The sequence below is a fragment of the Ureibacillus aquaedulcis genome, from assembly GCF_030418165.1.
GTDB lineage: Bacteria > Bacillota > Bacilli > Bacillales_A > Planococcaceae > Ureibacillus > Ureibacillus aquaedulcis.
Genome location: NZ_JAUHTQ010000007.1, coordinates 159,939 through 178,306 on the forward strand (window position 1 = coordinate 159,939; position 18,368 = coordinate 178,306).

An 18,368-nucleotide genomic window follows, 5' to 3' on the forward strand; every position below is an offset into this window, starting at 1 on the left:
ATTACTCCCTACTTTTTTCTAATTCTGTTTCTAGATCTATTTCGTCATCGGTTGTCAAAGAATCTTCTTCATCTTCTTCAACTGCTGTATCCAACGTCAAATTCAGTACTCCACCTTCGACAGCATTGACAAAGTATTCTTTTTCTTCATCTTCAGTTTGAACTCGAATTTCCCATGTCGGGACAAAGACCTGCATTTCTGTAATCTGCACTAATGTTGAATATCCTAAATCCACTTTGGTAATCTTCGAATTTGGTGCTAAAAGCCCTTTATTATAAACCGCTTGGATTGCATTTAAAGGAGATGTCAATACTTTTTCTTCCTCGTAAGCTTCCAGATTTTCTAATAAAGTTTGCTCGTATCGGATGATTTCGTTCCGATCATTCCAATAAACTGTGACAAGACCATTCTTGATATAATAGAGGGTCCTTGAATTCGCTTTCTGGAAGAAGGTTGCACTTCTATTTTCCTTATCAATTTGCCACAAAGTATAGGAAGCACCATTATAAACATTTAAATTCAAAAAGTCATTATAGGATGATGCCTCATCTAGATTTTTAATTTCATATGGTTCTTTTAAAGTGACAACTAATTTATTTTTATCGATTCTATAATTCTCTGCATTTTCAATATCAAGATCTTCTTCTTCAAAGCTCTTTACTTTTCCTGATATATAAGCTGCTTTTCCGGTATTTGTAGGTAATATCTCATACGTAATATTATCCTCCTTTAGCCGAACTTCAATATTTTTTTCTCCTATTGATTCTTCTTGAACTTGCTGTGCTTCTGTATGACGGTTTAAATACAGCGAGTATAAAAAAACATCCAAAATTAAAAAGACGACGATGAATATAGATTTTGATTTACTCCAATCCATATTGGGCTCCTCCTACTGGTTTATCCGATAAGGGTATCGGATTACCATCTTGAATGACAAACCAACTAGGTTCAAGAGAATAGACTTTTGGCTCATTCGGAATTGGTGTTAAATAATAACCCAAAACCAACTCTTCAATATCGTCTAAATTTTCAAGTGTGGCAATTATTTCTGGGCCAGAAGCTAATTGCCGATTGCTCGATAATACATATGTCCCAAGGGAATAATATGGTCTTGTATATTTGAAAACTCGATTTTCCCCCCAAGTGACAGCTATTTTAGTTGAGGTATTATCGCTGAATACAGGTAATCCTTGCTTGAATAATTGATATTCGACAATACGATTTCCTACATTACTATAACTATATCTATAATCTTCTGCTGTTAAGCCACCGTGTTGGTTTATATAGTCAAAGCTATCTTGTACAAGCTCTGCTACATCGATCAACCTGTCGGATTGAGGGGGATATACATAACTTATCGTTTTTGTCCCCGAATCGGAAGTCATTGATGCCATTCCATCCGTATAACTGTTGCTCTCAAAAGTCTTTCGAACTAAATTTATATCTTTAAACAAAACATTTTTAAATGTTTCTGTGGATATTTCATCGATATAGTAAGTGTATTGTTCCAAATCCACTCGATTGGATGGTACGTATAAAGAATACTTGTTAGGTCTCTCTATTTCTTTATAAGGTATGAATTTTTTAATTGCCTTCCTAAAGGTAGAATTAAATTGTTCCTCACTAATAGTTACAAATGTTGTGTATAGTTTTTGCTGTTCTTTGCTGATAAAGGACAATTCCAGCGTTTTCACCTGATTCTGCTTTAAGCTGCTCCAATCAATCAAAATATTACTGAATGTAAAATCATCTATGTCACTTTGATTAAATTGGAGCACGGAACGAAATGTATCAATCGGGATTTCCGCAGAAAAGAAAAGTGTCATTTGATTTTCTGAGTGAATCTTGCTATTCATCTCTTCTACAGATAAATTTTGCCTATCCATTATTTCCGTTGCATTCAATCCCTGAAAGGCATCCATTACACTTTTAATAGCTGATGTGGAGACAGTTCCTGAAAAGCTTTCATTTTGGTGAGAGACAATACGGTATGGTTTTAACACTTCTTGTATTGCCTTTTCCTCTGCAAGCTTCTCTTGCTGAACAGTTGAATCCTCTATGTTTTCATAATTTGGCGTATATGTCCATATTGAAAATGTTAGTATAAGACTTAAAATAACGAGAAGAAACAAGACAAATGATTTAATTTGTTCGACATGTTTCACTCCCAATCACCTGCCTCATCTAACTCATATGGTAATGTGAAGAAAATCGTTGTCCCTACCCCTTCCTCACTTTCTGCCCAAATTTTCCCGCCATGTGCTTCTATCATTTCTTTGGCAATAGCTAGTCCTAATCCTGTTCCGCCCATCGCACGCGACCTAGCTCGGTCCACGCGATAGAATCGGTCAAATATTTTTGTTACATTTTCCTTTGGAATCCCCATACCATCGTCTGAAACCATTACTTTTAACATGTTTTCTGATACAGTAAAGCCAAACCGGATATTCCCCCCATCTGGAGAATATTTCAATGCATTTGAAATAATATTATCAATCACCTGTGTCAGCTTATCTGTATCGACCTCGACAAAATAAGATGTATCCGGAATATACCGATCAAACTTAACATTCTGTGATTTAGACATTTCAAACCGATCAATAATTCGATTAAAGAATTTATTAAACTCAACAAATTCCCTATTTAACTTATAATCCCGACTATCCATTTTCGATAGATTCAGTAAATCATTCACAAGACGAATCATGCGCTCTGTTTCAGTTTGTGTAACATTTAAAAATGTAGGCGCAATATTTTCATCTCTCCATGCCCCATCTGCAAGTGCTTCCAAATAACTTCTCATTGTCGTTAATGGCGTACGCAATTCATGGGAGACATTTGCAACAAATTCTCTTCTCTCCATATCAATCTTCTCTTGCTCTGTAATATCATGTATAACAGTAATCAACCCGTTAACAAAACCAGTCTCCTTTTGAATAACGGAAAAATTTGCTCTTAATATAAATGGCTTATCTTGTGTACTGTAATCTAAGTTAATAGATTCCTTCATATGAATTAAATCTTCAAAACTATATTCTTGATCTAATCCTAATACCGAAGCTATGGGCCGACTTAAAGTGGTTTCACGTGTAACCTCTAAAAAGTTAAGCGCAGGATCGTTGATAAGAATGACTTTTCCCTTTCGGTCAGTCGCAATTACACCGTCCGTCATATTACTTAACACCGAAGCGAGTTTTCTTCTCTCTGCTTCCGTAGTAGATTGTGCCTCTTGCAGGCGATTTGTTAGATGGTTAAAGGAGAGAGCAAGTTGACCAATTTCATCGTCCCCATATACTCGAACTTTTCTTGAATAATTTCCTCTCGACATAGCCTGTGCTTGTCTGCGCATATCCAAAATAGGTCTGGTAATAGTTTTTGCAAATAATATACCGAGAAGAACTGTAACAGTAAGAGACATACCGATACCAATAGCAAATATTTGGTTAATATCCTCCATTTGTTCGAAAACACTTTCAATATCGGATTTGATATAGAGTGCGCCAATTACTTTGCTATCAGGACCTACACTATCTTTAATAGGAGCAGCAAGAACCCATACCCGTCTTCCGGATTCCAGTGCAATATTCTCTTGATAGACCTCGGATACAATGGCTCTTGTGACCGTATCATTATTAATTTGCTGTCCTACAATGGATTTGTTATCTGGATCGGCAGTCGCTTGAACTCTTCCATTATGGTCAACAATTAAGATTTCGTTGATATCTTCATTAGCAAATTCCAATAAAATAATACTTAAGCTATCCTGTAGTGAAGGTGGTGTATTATCATCACGTTTCTTGTTCCACTCTTCTCGAATACTATATTGTACCAAGTCGATTCGTTGCGTAATGGATTGTTTGAAGTTCTCTTTCAAATTCTCCTCCATTTTGGAGGAGAAGTAGATTCCGATAATTTGCAATGCAATGATAATCAGCAATACATAGATTAGAACAATTTTTACGTGAATGGACTTAAAAAAGCTCACTTTGTGCATTTAGATTACTCCTGTTCAGGATTTCGCAAATAATAACCTACACCACGACGCGTTACAATCCAGTTTGGATGACTTGGATTGTCTTCAATTTTTTCACGTAAACGACGGATTGTAACGTCCACTGTTCGAACATCTCCAAAATAATCATAACCCCACACCGTTTGAAGTAAATGCTCACGCGTCATTACTTGACCGATATGCTTCGCTAAATAATGTAATAATTCAAATTCACGGTGTGTCAATTCAATCGTTTCTCCACGCTTTAAAACTAGATAAGCATCCGGTTGGATAATTAAAGTACCTACTGTAATGTCATTTGTTTCTTCTTTTACTTCTTCCGGCTGAGCAGATACTTTTAAACGACGCATATTTGCTTTTACGCGCGCAATCAGCTCACGTGTACTGAATGGTTTCGTTACATAATCATCTGCACCCATTTCCAGCCCTAAAACTTTATCTATTTCAGAACCTTTTGCCGTCAGCATAATAATCGGGAAATCATATTTTTTGCGAATCTCTCGGCAAACTTCCATTCCGTCTCTTTTTGGAAGCATAATATCCAACAACATTAAATCCGGCTGAGATTCCTCAACTTTTTCTAGTGCTTCATCACCATCATAGGCACAGATTACCTGGTACCCTTCTTTTACTAAGTTAAATTGCAGAATATCTGCAATCGGCTTTTCATCATCACAAACTAATATTGTCTTTGTTGTCATTCGTCTTCTCTCCTCTTCTTTACCAATCTATCTATTGTTCGTTTCAGTAAAGTCCATTTATTTATCATATATAAATGAGCAATAAGCTTAGGCTCATTGTGATTTCTTCAAGTTATTTTAATAGGTCACACATAAAAATATCTAAATGGGTCTTCTATAACTTTTATTTAGATTTTATGCATAAAGCTATTATACCAAATAAACTGCTTAAATAAGTATTAGAAACCGTTAATCTATTAATCAGTATTATCTAAATTGGCTATTTTTTTCACATTGGCTTCCACATATTTTCTGGGAAATATTTCGACAAATTTAGTCATTCCATTTTAAAGAAAAAGGCAAATGTTAAATCAGGGTACTAAGCAAACTTGTATTCGTCATTTTTACCTGGCTTTAAATAAAAAAGACAGCCCTTGTAAACTTGGACTGTCATACTTACTTTAGTAGTTTAAATAAGATAATGGGTTAACTAGTGCTCCATTCTTATGCATTTCAAAGTGTAAGTGGGTACCTGTAGAACGACCTGTTGATCCCATAATTCCAATAACCGCACCCTGAGGAACTACTTGTCCTACACTTACATCTATTTCCGAAAGATGGGCATAGATTGTTTGATAGCCATTATTATGGTCAATGATAATCCTTTGACCATATGTTCCATCCCAACCAGTGGCTGTAACAACACCATTATCAGAGGCTTTGATATCATAGTTGGACGGACGGGCGATATCGATGCCCCTATGGTAGCTTCCCCAACGTGATCCCATTTGACTTGAAATATAACCACCTACTGCTGGCCATGCGAAGCTGCCTGTTCCGCGTGATGAAATGACTTTAATTCCTACGACAGTAACACTATCAACTGGTTCAGCTAAAACCGTTTCTTTTGTAACAGTTTTTTCAACAACCGCTCCATTTACTTGGGAAATTAAATAAGAAACTTCTTTCTTGCCTTTAGATCCTTCTTGTTTAACAACGGTTTCGCCTTTGAACATCGAGTCATCTTCTTCAACAATTTTTTCAAAAGGAATTTCTGTTATTGCATTTTTTTCTTTCACTACTTCAACATTTACTAATGGCTTTTCAACCGTAACATTGATTTCTTGATCGATTTGCAATAATGAATCTTCGGTTAAACCCGGGTTTAACTCTAGAATTTGCGCTGTCGATAGATTATGCGCACTTGCAATTGTACCTAGTACATCACCTGATTGTACGGCATATGTCTCTTTTTCAAGAGAACCTGTTTTTAAATATTCTACAGCCTCGGCAGGTGTCACGATTTGGTCTGGATTAACCTTTGTTTCTTGGCCAGAAACCGCTTCTACTACTTTAATTTCTTTTATGCGGGTTTCCTTTGCTTCTAAAGCGGGTAGTTTTTCAAGAGAAGCATTAGCCTCATATTTTTGCAGCTCTGCTTCCGTTACGTATTGAAGCTTTAATAAGCGCATTGTCTTATTGAAGTCAGCCTGATCCTTTAAGTAAACAACGGGTTTTCCATCAATCTGAATTGCATAGCTATCTGCTTCTACAATATTTTCTTCTTTTAACTTGGATAATGTAGCAGCATCATCTGTTTCATAAGAGAAAACTTGTTCCGGAATTAGAGTAACATTAGAGCCACCATCCAGATTGTAATCTTGGTAAAGCTTTTGCACTTCTTGTTCTTTTGTTTGAATAATTTCAGTAACAGCTTCTTCGTTTGAGACTGCTCCTATATATGTATCTCCAACATAAACATGGTATATTTTTTCGATGCCACTTGCACTTGTTTCATCGGCAAATGCATTAGTCGAACTCATTGCTGTGAATAATAAAGTAGCCATAGCTGCTTTTCTAAATATATGTGATGGTTTAAAATTAAGACTTATCGATTGTTTCTTTGTAAAGTCTCCGCTGATGTTCCATTTCGAACTCATAATAAAGCCCCTTCCAAAGACTACCCATTCTATGGGTTATTTTCCATGCAAAAATTTGCACTTTTTTAATGTACCATAATCTTTTTTTCTATTAAACCATTTGAGTCTTTTGTAACGAAAATGTATTATTTGAATATTCGCTGTTACAAATTAGGAAAATTAAACTAGATTGATGTATCGCTTTTATGACAAGTGGATATATCTATTAATTTTTTTTTATATTCTCTGAGTTAACCCCTATTATCCTTAATAATTTGCGTTCCATTTATATAATTCGGAAATTTTAGTATAATTAATTTGTTCTAGTCTTTCGCACTTCTTTGTTATTCCTCGACAAAGCATACCTTTCCCTACCTGTAATTATTAGGAAAATATTCTCACCTATTTTCGAGTCTTTCATTCTAATTTTATGTATTGAAGATTAATACAATTATAAGAAGAGATTGGAGGAAATTAATGAATCAAAGTAAAGCCATCCACGCTTCTGAAATAAATAAAGCGAGTACTGGAACAAAGGTACTGCGAATTCTGATGGCCGTTATTGGGGCCTTGATCTTTGCTGTTGGACTTGAGTTATTTTTAGTGCCGAATACAGTAATGGATGGGGGGATTGTCGGGATTTCCATTATTCTATCTCATCTAACTGGAATTCCTACTGGAGTGTTCATCTTCATTATCAATATACCTTTTATTTACATAGGCTATAAACAAATCGGAAAAACCTTTGCTCTCATGTCTTTCTTCGCTATTACAATCCTTTCCGGAGCAACCGTAACCATGCACCATATCCAGCCGTTTACATCTGATTTATTATTAGCTACTGTATTTGGCGGGATTTTATTGGGCGTGGGCGTTGGACTGGTTATCCGCTACGGGGGTTGTTTGGATGGAACAGAAGTAATGGCCATTTTATCCAATAAAAAATTGCCTTTCTCTGTTGGGGAGATTATCTTGATTATTAATCTTGCCATCTTTACCATAGCTGGGTTTGTTTTCACATGGGAACAGGCCATGTATTCCGTTATCGCATACTTTATTGCCTCAAAGGTCATTGATATTGTCGTTTTAGGAATGGAAGAATCTAAATCTGTCTATATCATTAGCGACGAAATTGAGGAAATCGGCCAGGCAATTATGGCTCGGTTAGGCCGGGGAGTAACCTATCTTCATGGGGAAGGTGCCTATACAGGGAATAACAAAAAGGTTATTTTTTGTGTTATTACTCGACTTGAGGAATCAAAAATGAAAGAAATCGTACGCACAATCGATACGCAGGCTTTCCTAGCTATTGGAAACATCAGTGAGGTAAAGGGTGGCCGCTTTAAGAAGAAGGCCATTCACTAGAAAAGAAAACCTACTAATGGATTTTAAAAATCCATTAGTAGGTTTTTGTTTGCGTGTTAATCCCAGATTGGATTAACAATGTTAGTCTGTTCGCGTGCTGGGCCTACTGAGAATGTCATTAGGCTGATGCCAGTTAGTTCTACTACGCGTTCTACGTATTTACGAGCATTTTCTGGTAGTTCTTCTAATGTACGCATTGCTGTAATATCTTCAGACCAGCCTGGTAGTTCTTCATAAACTGGTTTACAAGCTTCTAGGACATGTAAGCTTGCTGGATATTCAGTGATTACTTCACCATTGTATTCGTAAGCCGTACAGATTTTTACTGTTTCAAGTCCAGATAATACATCGATTGAGTTTAATGCTAGGTCAGTAATTCCACTTACACGACGAGAGTGGCGAACTACAACAGCGTCAAACCAACCTACACGGCGAGGGCGGCCAGTTGTTGTACCATATTCACGGCCAACTTCACGAATGTGATGACCAATTTCATCGAATAATTCGGTTGGGAATGGCCCGTCACCTACACGAGATGTATATGCCTTACTTACACCAACTACACGAGAAACATGGGATGGCCCGATACCTGTACCAGTTGTTACTCCACCTGCAACAGGGTTTGAAGATGTAACATATGGATAAGTTCCGTGGTCCACGTCTAACATAACACCTTGTGCACCTTCAAATAACACACGGCCACCTTCGTCTAATACGTCATTCAACACTTTAGAAGTATCTGTTACGTATTTCGCAAGTTCTTGGCCATATCCGTAGAATTCTTCGAAGATATCTTCAAATTTTAAGCCTTCTACTTCGTAGAATTTTTCGAAAAGACGGTTTTTCTTCTCTAAATTCTCACGCAGCTTTTGTTCAAACACATCACGCTCAAGTAAGTCCGCAATACGAATTCCCATACGTGCGATCTTATCTTGATAACATGGACCAATCCCTTTACAAGTCGTCCCGATTTTATTGTCCCCACGAGAAGCCTCATCCACTTTATCTTGATAGATATGATATGGAAGAATGACTTGTGCACGGTTTGAGATACGTAAATTTGAAGTATCAATCCCACGTTCCTGTAATCCTTTTAATTCAGTTACTAGAGATTTTGGATTGATTACCATCCCATTTCCCATTACCGATGATTTTTCTTTATAAAAAATACCTGATGGAATTAAATGCAATTTATAAGTTTCTTGGCCAATTTTGATTGTATGACCTGCGTTATCGCCACCTGAAAAACGAGCAATTATATCTGCTTTCTTAGATAGGAAGTCAGTAATTTTCCCTTTACCTTCGTCTCCCCATTGTGTTCCTACAACTACAACTGATGTCATATCAGCACCTCCGCTAGACTCAAGTACGTTTATTATTCTCATTAATAAGTAAAACATCCCATTAATTAAATATGAACAATTTCTATTATTGTGATCTAAATTACTTATTAGTTTTTTTTGCTCATACATGGTTCACCATATCAAACAGCTTTAATTGTAACAGTGATTAGCGGTAGAAGTCAATCCAGAATAAGAAAAAACACGAACAAACGATTAATGTATTTTAATCATTGTTCGTGTTCTGAAATAATATCACTAGCCTGCATTTGCCGGCATCGGATGCTGTGACCAATCAATATTAATAAACTTATTGAACTCTTTTTTGAATGCCAATGTTACGGTACCAGTCGGGCCATTACGCTGTTTTGCAATAATGATTTCAATCATGTTTTTGCTTTCACTTTCTTTATCATAATAATCGTCACGATATAAGAAAGCGACAATATCAGCATCTTGCTCGATACTTCCAGATTCACGAATGTCACTCATCATCGGGCGTTTATCTTGACGTTGCTCAACGCCACGGGATAACTGAGATAAAGCAATAACGGGAACTTTCAATTCACGGGCCAGAGCTTTTAACGAACGCGAGATTTCAGATACCTCTTGTTGGCGATTTTCACCACTTCGTCCGCTCCCTTGAATTAATTGCAAGTAATCGATCAAAATCATGCCTAGTCCGTGTTCTTGTGCAAGGCGACGGCATTTCGCACGTATTTCATTGATGCGAAGACCAGGTGTATCATCTATAAAAATACCTGAATTTGATAGACTTCCCATTGCCATCGTTAATTTGCTCCAGTCATCCGAAGTCAGGGCACCGGTACGCAAAGCTTGTGCATCAATATTTCCTTCCGCACATAATAGACGCATAACAAGCTGCTCTGCACCCATCTCCAGCGAGAAGATAGCTACATTTTCACGCGCTTTAATGGCCACATTTTGTGCAATGTTCAAGGCAAAGGCTGTTTTCCCTACAGATGGACGAGCTGCTACAATAATTAGGTCATTGCGCTGGAATCCAGCCGTCATATGATCTAGATCATTGAATCCTGTAGGGATGCCGGTCACATCGCCATCTCTAAACTGAAGCTGTTCAATATTGTCATAGGTTTGAACAAGTACTTCTTTTACGTGCTTAAAGTCGCCGGCATTTTTGCGGTTCGCGACTTCCATCATTTTCTTTTCCGCTTCCGATAAAAGTGCTTCAACTTCGTCTTCCCGTGTATAGCCATCTTCTGCGATTTTGGTTGCTACACGGATTAATCTGCGTAGGAGTGCTTTTTCTTCAACGATTTTAGCGTAATAGGCAATATTAGCAGCTGTTGGAACAGCATTAGCAAGCTCTGTTAAGTAAGAAAGTCCACCAACGTCCTCAAGTTCCTTTCTTACCGAAAGTTCTTCTGTAACAGTGACAACATCTATCGCATTTCCTTGATCGCTTAGATCCAGCATCGTTTGGAAGATTTTCTTATGGGCGATCCGATAAAAATCATCCGGTATTAAAATTTCAGATGCTGTAATCAAGCTTTGTGGTTCAAGAAATATCGCACCAATAACCGATTGTTCTGCTTCATGGTTATGCGGTGGAACGCGGTCCATAACGGAATCGTTCATAGACATCTCTCCTTAAGCCTCTTCAACCACATGTACTTTTAGAGTTGCTTTTACATCATGATGTAATTTAACAGGAACATTTGTATAACCTAGAGAACGGATACCATCGCAATCCATTTTACGTTTATCGATTTTAATGCCATGCGCTTTTTCCAGGCTGGAAGCAATTTGCTTTGTTGAAATTGAGCCAAATAGTCGACCGCCTTCACCTGATTTTGCCTTAATTTCAACTTCCAGTTTTTCAATATGTTCCTTTAGATCTTTTGCTGCTTGCAATTCAGCTGCTGCGTTTTTTTCTTCAAGTTTCTTTTGCCCTTGTAATTGGCTCATTGCTTGGTTTGATGCTTCCACTGCATAGCCATTTTTAATAAGGAAGTTTTGTGCATAGCCATCTGCAACATTTTTAACTTCGCCTTTTTTCCCTTTACCTTTTACATCTTTTAGAAATACTACTTTCATTCTTCATTACTCCCTTCAAGTGTTTCCCTAATTGCTTTTGTTAAAAGACTCATTGCTTCTTCTATAGTCTGTGCATCAATCTGACAAGCCGCATTTGTTAAATGCCCCCCGCCTCCGAGGCTCTCCATGATTACCTGGACATTAATGTCACCCAATGATCGTGCACTAATGCCGATTAAGCCGTCCGGACGATGGGCAACCACAAAGGAAGCTGTTACATCCTTCATCGTCAGTAAAATATCAGCTGTTTGAGCGATTAAAACGGAGTCGTAATTTTTTTCTTCTTCCCCTCTGGCAACTGCAATGCCGGGGTAAACAAAATCAACGGTTTGAATTATTTTTGAACGTACAATATACGTATCGATATCCTCTTTTAATAATTGTTGGACAAGAATTGTATCTGCTCCATACGTTCTTAAGTAAGATGCCGCTTCAAAAGTACGTGCTCCCGTTCTTAATGTAAAACTTTTCGTATCTACTATTATTCCGGATAACAGAGAAGTTGCTTCCAGTTTGTTTAGCTTTTCCTCTTCCGGTTGATACTCTAGAATTTCCGTGACTAACTCTGCTGTAGAAGATGCGTATGGCTCCATATACACAAGTGTTGGATTTTGAATAAATTCTTCACCACGCCTGTGATGGTCAATCACAACGACCTTATCTGAACGCTTCAATAGCCGTGGATCCATTACAAGACTTGGTTTATGCGTATCTACCACAATGATTAATGATTTTTCAGTCATCATAGAAAGAGCTTCTTCCGGTGAGATAAAGTAACGATAGAGATCTGTATTTTCTTCAATCTCATTCATTAGTCGGCTGACACTGCCATTCAGCTCGTCAAAGTTGACCACAACAAAGCCATTAACTTTATTTTTTTGGGCCATTTTGCGAACACCGATCGCCGCCCCGATTGCATCCATATCAGGGTGTTTGTGCCCCATAATAAATACCTGGTCGCTTTCGATAATCAGATCTTGCAACGCATGGGAAATAACACGGGCTCTGACCCTCGTACGTTTTTCGACCGGGTTTGTTTTCCCGCCATAGAACTTTAACTTACCGCTTGGCTGCTTGATGGCCACTTGGTCCCCGCCCCGCCCCAGCACTAAATCGAGACTGGATTGCGCTAATTCACCTAGTTTAATAAGAGAAGAGGAGCCTGCACCAACCCCAATACTTAAAGTAAGCGATAGATTTCTTTGAGCCGTTTTTTCGCGGATATCGTCTAAAATAGAGAATTTTTTCTTCTCTAACTCTTCTAGAATCGACTCATTTAAAACAGCTAAAAAACGATCTGATGATATGCGTTTGGCATAGATTCCATGTTCAAATGCCCATTCATTGATAATGGATGTAACTACTGTATTCGTTAAACTTCTTGATTGGTCATCCAATCCTTGAGTAAGTTCATCATAATTATCTATAAATAATATTGCGAGTACAGTACGATCCGCAAAATATTTAGATTCGATATTTACCTGCTCTGTTACGTCAAAAAAGTATAAGAGCTTTTCTTCCTGCTTATAGACCACTTTATATTTACGATCATTAATCGAAACGTTTTGCTCACGCTTTTCTTCTGATTTGATCAAGCTGTAGAGCTCATCCGAAAGATCGAACATTTCCTGACCGATTAAAGAATCTTCCCCTAAAATTTCGGACATATAGGGGTTTGCCCATTCAATATCAAACTTGTCATTTACAAGCAATATCCCTATCGGCATTTCTAATAAGGCTTCCGAACCTACCTTTTTCATGCGAAATGATAATGACTCTATATGTTTTTCAGTTTGCGAAAAGGTGATTTTTTCAATTCTCCATGCATATACTAACCCGATGGATGTGACTACTGCATAGGCTATGCCTAACCAAATATTCCAAATGGTCAGTAGGATGGCACCTAGTAAGCCAATCATCGTTAGATACATAAGAGGATGTCGAATCATTCGCTTCCTATAGGTATCCATTTTATCAGCTCCCTACTTCTGAATCTTACCTTTGACAATTGAACGTATGTCAAAACCTAAATCCAATATTCCTATTAATACAAAGAAGGAATACAGTGGTATTGCCATAAAGGCTGCCAACACCTTTAAAAACGGTGGTGAACCATATGCATCAAGGACAAAATAAACAAGTGAAATTCCTTGCAAGGTTAACAGCAGCCAGAGTACTAATGAAAAATTCAAGCAAATGACGTAAAGTGCAGTACCACTTTCAGGGCTAATAAATAAATTGATTGATAAAATGATTAAGTAATACCATAATACCGCTCTTGGCAAACGCATATTCTTAAATGCATGAAATTTTGGAACATTAATTCCCAGGCGTTTTAACATAGGTAAATTAATCGTGATAATAATAAACGCAAAGAAAAAGACTGCTATTGTAATAGAGGCTGGGATCAGAATCTCCATCGTATCAAACATTCTATCCAGCATTTGGTCATCTATGGGTGTTTGACCCGTAAGACTTTCCGAAAGTTCAATGGAGTTTTGATAACTTTCGCGCATGATCGTCATGAATTCTTTTATAATGTCCATTTCAAATAACTTTAAAGCGATAACATATTCTACGGCAAAAGTTATGAGCGCTGTAATCCCTGTAGACATCAGCAAGAACACTTTACTTCTTTTTAGTCTTAGTGCATCCCCAATGACAATCCCTATTGCTGCATACATCAGTGCAAAAGGAATGATTAACAATCCCCCAAAGAAGAAAGTAATGATACACCCTATAAATGCTACTAACAGTGAGGATTTTCGATCATACTTTGCACTATACCAAGCTAGTGGCAGTGGAGCAAACAATGTAGCAACAAGACTTATGATTGGAACATAAAAGGCGATGGCAATAAAAATCGCAAATAGTGCTATCATCATAGCACCATGGGCCAGCCTTCTCGTTTGATTATTCGGCATTTATAACCTTCCTTTGACGTATTGGAAAAATTCTTGTCATTCATATATTGTACCATCTTTTTATATAATGGACAAAAATGCAAAGAGCAAGGACCCACCTTAAATGGGATGAATAAGTCGACAAAATCTTCTAAAGATTTGTCGGCTTTTCTTATTGTCTCGTTTTGTTGCAATCAACTTAATTTATGGACATAAAGTTGCCTTTTTTAGTCAAAATTAGTAGGTATACTGCCCCTATCAGTTGGTAATATTTCCTATAGAATATCTTGACTTATATGAACCTTTCATCATGCAAACAATTTGAACAGTGAGTGCACAATACACTATGGTCAGAAAAAGTTGAATTTCCCAAAGTTTTAACTTATTTGGATAATGTCAATTTCAATAGGAGGATTAAGAATTTGGATTTATCAATTTTACTGGAATACGGATGGGTATTGTTATTGTTGGTCGCTCTTGAAGGATTGCTTGCAGCTGATAATGCACTCGTACTAGCAATCATGGTAAAGCACCTTCCTGAAAGAGAAAGGAAAAAGGCTCTATTTTATGGGTTAGCAGGAGCTTTCATTTTCCGTTTCGCTTCACTGTTTATCATTTCCTTCCTTGTCGACGTCTGGCAGATACAGGCACTCGGCGCTCTTTATCTTCTCTTTATCTCCATAAATCATATAGTCAGGAAACTGATTTCCAAAAGGGAAAAAGAGACTAAGGAAAAAGAGAAGAAAAAAGCAGGCTTTTGGGGAACTGTCATTAAAGTTGAGTTAGCTGATATTGCTTTTGCCATCGACTCCATTCTTGCGGCAGTAGCCCTTGCCATGACTCTTCCTGCTACCACGCTGCCGCAGATAGGTGGTATGGATGGTGGTAAGTTCCTTATTATTTTTGCAGGAGGATTAATTGGTTTAATCATCATGCGTTTTGCCGCCAACCTATTTGTCAGATTGCTTCAATCCAGACCTGGACTTGAAATCGCTGCATTTGCCATTGTTGGATGGGTTGGTGTTAAGCTGGCTGTACTAACATTGGGCCATCCAGATATCGGCGTTATTTCTTATGAGTTTGCTCATTCCAAAGAATGGAAACTATTCTTTTATGCCGTACTAATTATTATTGCTTTAGCCGGATGGTTCCTATCAAAAGATAAAAAAGAAGGGTCTATAACGTAACTTTGCTTTAGTGACTTTAAACAAATCGATATAAACGAATAGCCTTACTTATGGGTTGCCTAATACTTGTTTAGGTAGCCTTTTTTATTGCATTAGATTCTCCATACCTCATCGGGTGCATTCTAATAAAAATTCAAGCAACAAAAAAGTACAACAAATGGTTCATCACCCTTGTTGTACTTTTTACAGTTAAATCTTATTTATCTTCCGCTACGAATGGAAGAAGAGCCATAATACGAGAACGTTTAATAGCTGTAGTTAATTTGCGTTGGTATTTTGCACTTGTACCAGTTACGCGACGTGGTAAAATTTTACCGCGCTCAGAAATGAACTTTTTAAGTAAATCTACATCTTTATAATCGATTGTAGTAATGTTGTTTGAAGTGAAGTAACAAACTTTACGGCGTTTGCGGCCTCCGCGACGTTGTGCCATTTCGATATTCCTCCTTTATTAGTTTTTAGTTTCAATCGAACGTGCTCCGCTTTTCTTATTGTCTAGCTTCACACGTTAGCTCCTCGACAACTTCAAAAAGTCCTTCAAGGACAAAAAGCGTCCTTTTGTAGTTTTCTCCAGTTGTTTTCAGAGCTGAACGAACGTGCTCCGCTTTTCTTTTAGAACGGCAGATCGTCCTCAGAAACTTCGATTGGTCCTTTGCTCGATGCAAATGGATCCTCATCAACACGTGTATAATTTTGCTGATTACCAGAAGGTTGAGATTGTTGGTAGGATGGAGCAAATGGATCTTGATCCATGTTGCCGCCGCCAAATTGTTGGCTAGGTTGGCTCGTACCATACGAAGGTTGGTTGCCTCCATATTGTGGCTGCCCTCCATACTGTTGATTTGGCATTCCACCACCACCAGTGTTACGCGGTTCCAAGAATTGCACAGCATCCGCTACAACATCTGTTGTATAAACACGTTTTCCATCTTGTCCTTCAAAGCTACCTGTTTGAATACGGCCTTCCACACCAATCAAACTTCCTTTTCTCATGAAGTTTGCTAAGTTTTCGGCTTGTTTTCTCCAAGCAATACATCCAATGAAGTCTGCTTCACGTTCACCTGATTGGTTCGAAAATGTTCTGTTTACAGCTATTGTAAAACGAGTCATAGGAACGCCACTCGGTGTATAGCGAAGCTCTGGATCTTTCGTAAGTCTTCCAACTAGTACGACACGGTTTATCACAATTTCAACCTCCTTTTTCAGCGATTTTTGTTAAGTTTAAAATGTCAATTATGCTTCTTCACGAACAGCCATGTGACGGATAATGTCTTCGCTGATGTTAGCTAAACGAGTGAATTCGTTGATAGCTTCAGTACCAGCGTTAGCTTTTACGATTTGGTAGTAACCTTCACGGAAGTCGTTGATTTCATAAGCTAAGCGGCGTTTGCCCCACTCTTTAGACTCGATGATTTCAGCGCCGTTTGAAGTTAAAACTTCATTGAAGCGTTCTACTAATGCTTTTTTCGCTTCGTCCTCAATGTTTGGACGAACGATGTACATTACTTCATACTTTTTCATCTATTTTGCACCTCCTTATGGACTTGGGCTCTCCGACAGTACGGGAGCAAGGAGTAAGTAATATATACTCACATCATTGAATTGTAGCATACTTCATACCTTTATGCAACAAAGATAACAGTATTTATACAAAAGATCATTTTTGATTAAGCATGATTTTTCTCATAACCTAGAATATGATTTAAACAGTGTAATTTCGAATTTGAACACTTTATAATGTTACATAAAGGGGCGTGAAAAAATGTCACAAGACTTAAATCCTTATGTCATAAAGCTTGATATGAAAAAAATCTCAAAAATGAACATATGGTTAACCTTTGGCTTAAGTGTTGTATTTTTATTTGCCAATGCCCTTATTCACCAACAGTTTTCAGGATCCATTACATTTTGGGATATTCTACTTTTCTTAGTTTCTTATATCGGACTCATTGTACTTCATGAAGTTTTCCATTTAATAGGGTTTATGGTTTTCGGGAAAGTTAAATTTAAACAATTAGACTATGGTGTAAATTTAAAATTGGGCGTTGCTTATGCAACTACAACCGAGCCATTAGCGAACAAAGCCATGAAAAAATCCTTATTGCTGCCATTTTGGACAACGGGTGTGGTTCCTGCCATGATCGGATTCTTGATTCAATCAAATATACTCGTATTATTGGGGGCTTTCCTTATTGCTGGAGCAGTAGGAGACTTTTATATGTACAAGGAGTTACGTAGATTCCCAGATAACTCTCTTATAAGAGATGACCCGGAATTACCAAGGCTATATGTATATGAAGGAAAGGATTAAGGTTTACTATGTCTCATAACGTAGAAGTCATCAGAATTGATGAGAAAAAAGTAATGAAACAAACAATCATTTTAACTTCGCTATTAAGTATTTTATTTGTTGGGCTAAACTATTTCTTGCATCCAGAATTATCATTTAGCATACTTCGGTTTCTCTTGGGTGTGGCTATTTATATAATTGTCTCGTTACTATTGGTTATTGCCAATGAGTTATTAAATATAATTGGCTATCGATATCGCTGCAAAGTTGCGCGGGAGTCCATTTCCCTTTCCATTCATCTTGAAAAGGGGTTAATCTACTCCAAAACAACCGAGAAAATTAAAAATGGGCATTATCAATCTATCTTTTTAACTTCATTTGCTATCACGGGAATTATCCCATTAGCTTTTGGCTTTGCCATCGGGAATTATGCAATATTGCTTGCAAGTGCCTCTTTTATTGCTGGTGGACTAGCAAACTTTATCGGGATTAATAAGCTTCAGAAGTTTCCGGATGACTGCTTGGTACAAGATATTCCGGAAGAATTCAGCGTCTATGTTTATTTAAATAATAGCGAAAAACAGGCCTCCTAA

The 18,368-nt window shown here is 37.5% G+C and carries 17 protein-coding genes; 4 read left to right on the top strand and 13 right to left on the bottom strand.

What is annotated here, in order from left to right:
- Position 1 precedes the first annotated feature (1 nt).
- The 5 genes from QYB95_RS11295 to QYB95_RS11315 all read right to left on the bottom strand — a co-directional run bounded on the left by QYB95_RS11295 (position 2) and on the right by QYB95_RS11315 (position 6,632).
- Positions 2 to 877 carry a two-component system regulatory protein YycI gene (locus tag QYB95_RS11295; protein WP_301138433.1) on the bottom strand — a complete coding sequence of 292 codons (876 nt, stop codon included), beginning with the start codon at positions 875 to 877 and terminating at the stop codon, positions 2 to 4.
- Positions 864 to 2,165, bottom strand: coding sequence for a YycH family regulatory protein (locus QYB95_RS11300; RefSeq protein WP_301138434.1), 1,302 nt, complete (start codon positions 2,163 to 2,165; stop codon positions 864 to 866). Before QYB95_RS11300 ends, QYB95_RS11295 begins: the two co-directional genes overlap by 14 nt.
- Positions 2,162 to 3,994: a cell wall metabolism sensor histidine kinase WalK gene (gene walK, locus QYB95_RS11305; RefSeq protein ID WP_301138435.1), complete on the bottom strand. Its 1,833-nt coding sequence runs from the start codon at positions 3,992 to 3,994 to the stop codon at positions 2,162 to 2,164. Before walK ends, QYB95_RS11300 begins: the two co-directional genes overlap by 4 nt.
- 5 nt (positions 3,995 to 3,999) lie before the next feature.
- Positions 4,000 to 4,713: a response regulator YycF gene (yycF, locus tag QYB95_RS11310; protein ID WP_301138436.1), complete on the bottom strand. Its 714-nt coding sequence runs from the start codon at positions 4,711 to 4,713 to the stop codon at positions 4,000 to 4,002.
- Positions 4,714 to 5,153: 440 nt separating this feature from the next.
- Positions 5,154 to 6,632 (bottom strand): M23 family metallopeptidase, encoded by a 1,479-nt coding sequence (locus QYB95_RS11315; protein ID WP_301138437.1) that lies wholly within the window; start codon positions 6,630 to 6,632, stop codon positions 5,154 to 5,156.
- Between the two features lie 531 nt (positions 6,633 to 7,163).
- Between QYB95_RS11315 and QYB95_RS11320 the strand changes: the two genes are divergently transcribed.
- Positions 7,164 to 7,976: a YitT family protein gene (locus tag QYB95_RS11320; protein ID WP_301138471.1), complete on the top strand. Its 813-nt coding sequence runs from the start codon at positions 7,164 to 7,166 to the stop codon at positions 7,974 to 7,976.
- A gap of 56 nt (positions 7,977 to 8,032) precedes the next feature.
- Here the strand turns inward: QYB95_RS11320 and QYB95_RS11325 are convergent, their stop codons facing one another.
- The 5 genes from QYB95_RS11325 to QYB95_RS11345 form a co-directional block, all read right to left on the bottom strand.
- Complete coding sequence (locus QYB95_RS11325) at positions 8,033 to 9,319, bottom strand: adenylosuccinate synthase (RefSeq protein WP_301138438.1); 1,287 nt, start codon at positions 9,317 to 9,319, stop codon at positions 8,033 to 8,035.
- Positions 9,320 to 9,574: 255 nt separating this feature from the next.
- Entirely contained in the window at positions 9,575 to 10,936 is a 1,362-nt protein-coding gene (gene dnaB / locus QYB95_RS11330) for a replicative DNA helicase (protein ID WP_036200941.1), read from the bottom strand.
- A gap of 12 nt (positions 10,937 to 10,948) precedes the next feature.
- Positions 10,949 to 11,395 (bottom strand): 50S ribosomal protein L9, encoded by a 447-nt coding sequence (rplI, locus tag QYB95_RS11335; RefSeq protein WP_301138439.1) that lies wholly within the window; start codon positions 11,393 to 11,395, stop codon positions 10,949 to 10,951.
- The gene (locus QYB95_RS11340; protein ID WP_301138440.1) at positions 11,392 to 13,365 is read right to left on the bottom strand and encodes a DHH family phosphoesterase; all 1,974 of its coding nucleotides are present in this window, start codon (positions 13,363 to 13,365) and stop codon (positions 11,392 to 11,394) included. Before QYB95_RS11340 ends, rplI begins: the two co-directional genes overlap by 4 nt.
- 12 nt (positions 13,366 to 13,377) lie before the next feature.
- On the bottom strand, positions 13,378 to 14,319 hold the full coding sequence (locus QYB95_RS11345; RefSeq protein WP_301138441.1) for a YybS family protein: 942 nt from the start codon (positions 14,317 to 14,319) through the stop codon (positions 13,378 to 13,380).
- 401 nt (positions 14,320 to 14,720) lie between these two features.
- Between QYB95_RS11345 and QYB95_RS11350 the strand changes: the two genes are divergently transcribed.
- Positions 14,721 to 15,485, top strand: coding sequence for a TerC family protein (locus QYB95_RS11350; RefSeq protein ID WP_301138442.1), 765 nt, complete (start codon positions 14,721 to 14,723; stop codon positions 15,483 to 15,485).
- A gap of 196 nt (positions 15,486 to 15,681) precedes the next feature.
- Here the strand turns inward: QYB95_RS11350 and rpsR are convergent, their stop codons facing one another.
- From rpsR to rpsF, 3 genes are all read right to left on the bottom strand, one after another.
- Positions 15,682 to 15,918, bottom strand: coding sequence for a 30S ribosomal protein S18 (gene rpsR / locus QYB95_RS11355; protein ID WP_036172223.1), 237 nt, complete (start codon positions 15,916 to 15,918; stop codon positions 15,682 to 15,684).
- Between the two features lie 179 nt (positions 15,919 to 16,097).
- Positions 16,098 to 16,670: a single-stranded DNA-binding protein gene (gene ssb / locus QYB95_RS11360; protein WP_301138443.1), complete on the bottom strand. Its 573-nt coding sequence runs from the start codon at positions 16,668 to 16,670 to the stop codon at positions 16,098 to 16,100.
- Between the two features lie 48 nt (positions 16,671 to 16,718).
- A complete protein-coding gene (gene rpsF, locus QYB95_RS11365) occupies positions 16,719 to 17,006 on the bottom strand; it encodes a 30S ribosomal protein S6 (RefSeq protein WP_137730458.1) in 288 nt (95 codons plus the stop codon).
- Positions 17,007 to 17,247: 241 nt separating this feature from the next.
- On the opposite strand from rpsF, the gene QYB95_RS11370 reads away from it, so the two are divergent.
- The gene (locus QYB95_RS11370) at positions 17,248 to 17,796 is read left to right on the top strand and encodes a DUF3267 domain-containing protein (protein ID WP_301138444.1); all 549 of its coding nucleotides are present in this window, start codon (positions 17,248 to 17,250) and stop codon (positions 17,794 to 17,796) included.
- Between the two features lie 8 nt (positions 17,797 to 17,804).
- Positions 17,805 to 18,368: a metalloprotease family protein gene (locus QYB95_RS11375; protein WP_301138445.1), complete on the top strand. Its 564-nt coding sequence runs from the start codon at positions 17,805 to 17,807 to the stop codon at positions 18,366 to 18,368.

Excerpts from the sequence above, each read along its gene's own strand:
- QYB95_RS11295 (WP_301138433.1), bottom strand. The coding sequence starts at position 877 with ATGGATTGGAGTAAATCAAAATCTATATTCATCGTCGTCTTTTTAATT.
- walK (WP_301138435.1), bottom strand. The coding sequence starts at position 3,994 with ATGCACAAAGTGAGCTTTTTTAAGTCCATTCACGTAAAAATTGTTCTA.
- yycF (WP_301138436.1), bottom strand. The coding sequence starts at position 4,713 with ATGACAACAAAGACAATATTAGTTTGTGATGATGAAAAGCCGATTGCA.
- QYB95_RS11315 (WP_301138437.1), bottom strand. The coding sequence starts at position 6,632 with ATGAGTTCGAAATGGAACATCAGCGGAGACTTTACAAAGAAACAATCG.
- QYB95_RS11320 (WP_301138471.1), top strand. The coding sequence starts at position 7,164 with ATGGCCGTTATTGGGGCCTTGATCTTTGCTGTTGGACTTGAGTTATTT.
- QYB95_RS11325 (WP_301138438.1), bottom strand. The coding sequence starts at position 9,319 with ATGACATCAGTTGTAGTTGTAGGAACACAATGGGGAGACGAAGGTAAA.
- dnaB (WP_036200941.1), bottom strand. The coding sequence starts at position 10,936 with ATGAACGATTCCGTTATGGACCGCGTTCCACCGCATAACCATGAAGCA.
- rplI (WP_301138439.1), bottom strand. The coding sequence starts at position 11,395 with ATGAAAGTAGTATTTCTAAAAGATGTAAAAGGTAAAGGGAAAAAAGGC.
- QYB95_RS11340 (WP_301138440.1), bottom strand. The coding sequence starts at position 13,365 with ATGGATACCTATAGGAAGCGAATGATTCGACATCCTCTTATGTATCTA.
- QYB95_RS11345 (WP_301138441.1), bottom strand. The coding sequence starts at position 14,319 with ATGCCGAATAATCAAACGAGAAGGCTGGCCCATGGTGCTATGATGATA.
- rpsR (WP_036172223.1), bottom strand. The coding sequence starts at position 15,918 with ATGGCACAACGTCGCGGAGGCCGCAAACGCCGTAAAGTTTGTTACTTC.
- rpsF (WP_137730458.1), bottom strand. The coding sequence starts at position 17,006 with ATGAAAAAGTATGAAGTAATGTACATCGTTCGTCCAAACATTGAGGAC.
- QYB95_RS11370 (WP_301138444.1), top strand. The coding sequence starts at position 17,248 with ATGTCACAAGACTTAAATCCTTATGTCATAAAGCTTGATATGAAAAAA.
- QYB95_RS11375 (WP_301138445.1), top strand. The coding sequence starts at position 17,805 with ATGTCTCATAACGTAGAAGTCATCAGAATTGATGAGAAAAAAGTAATG.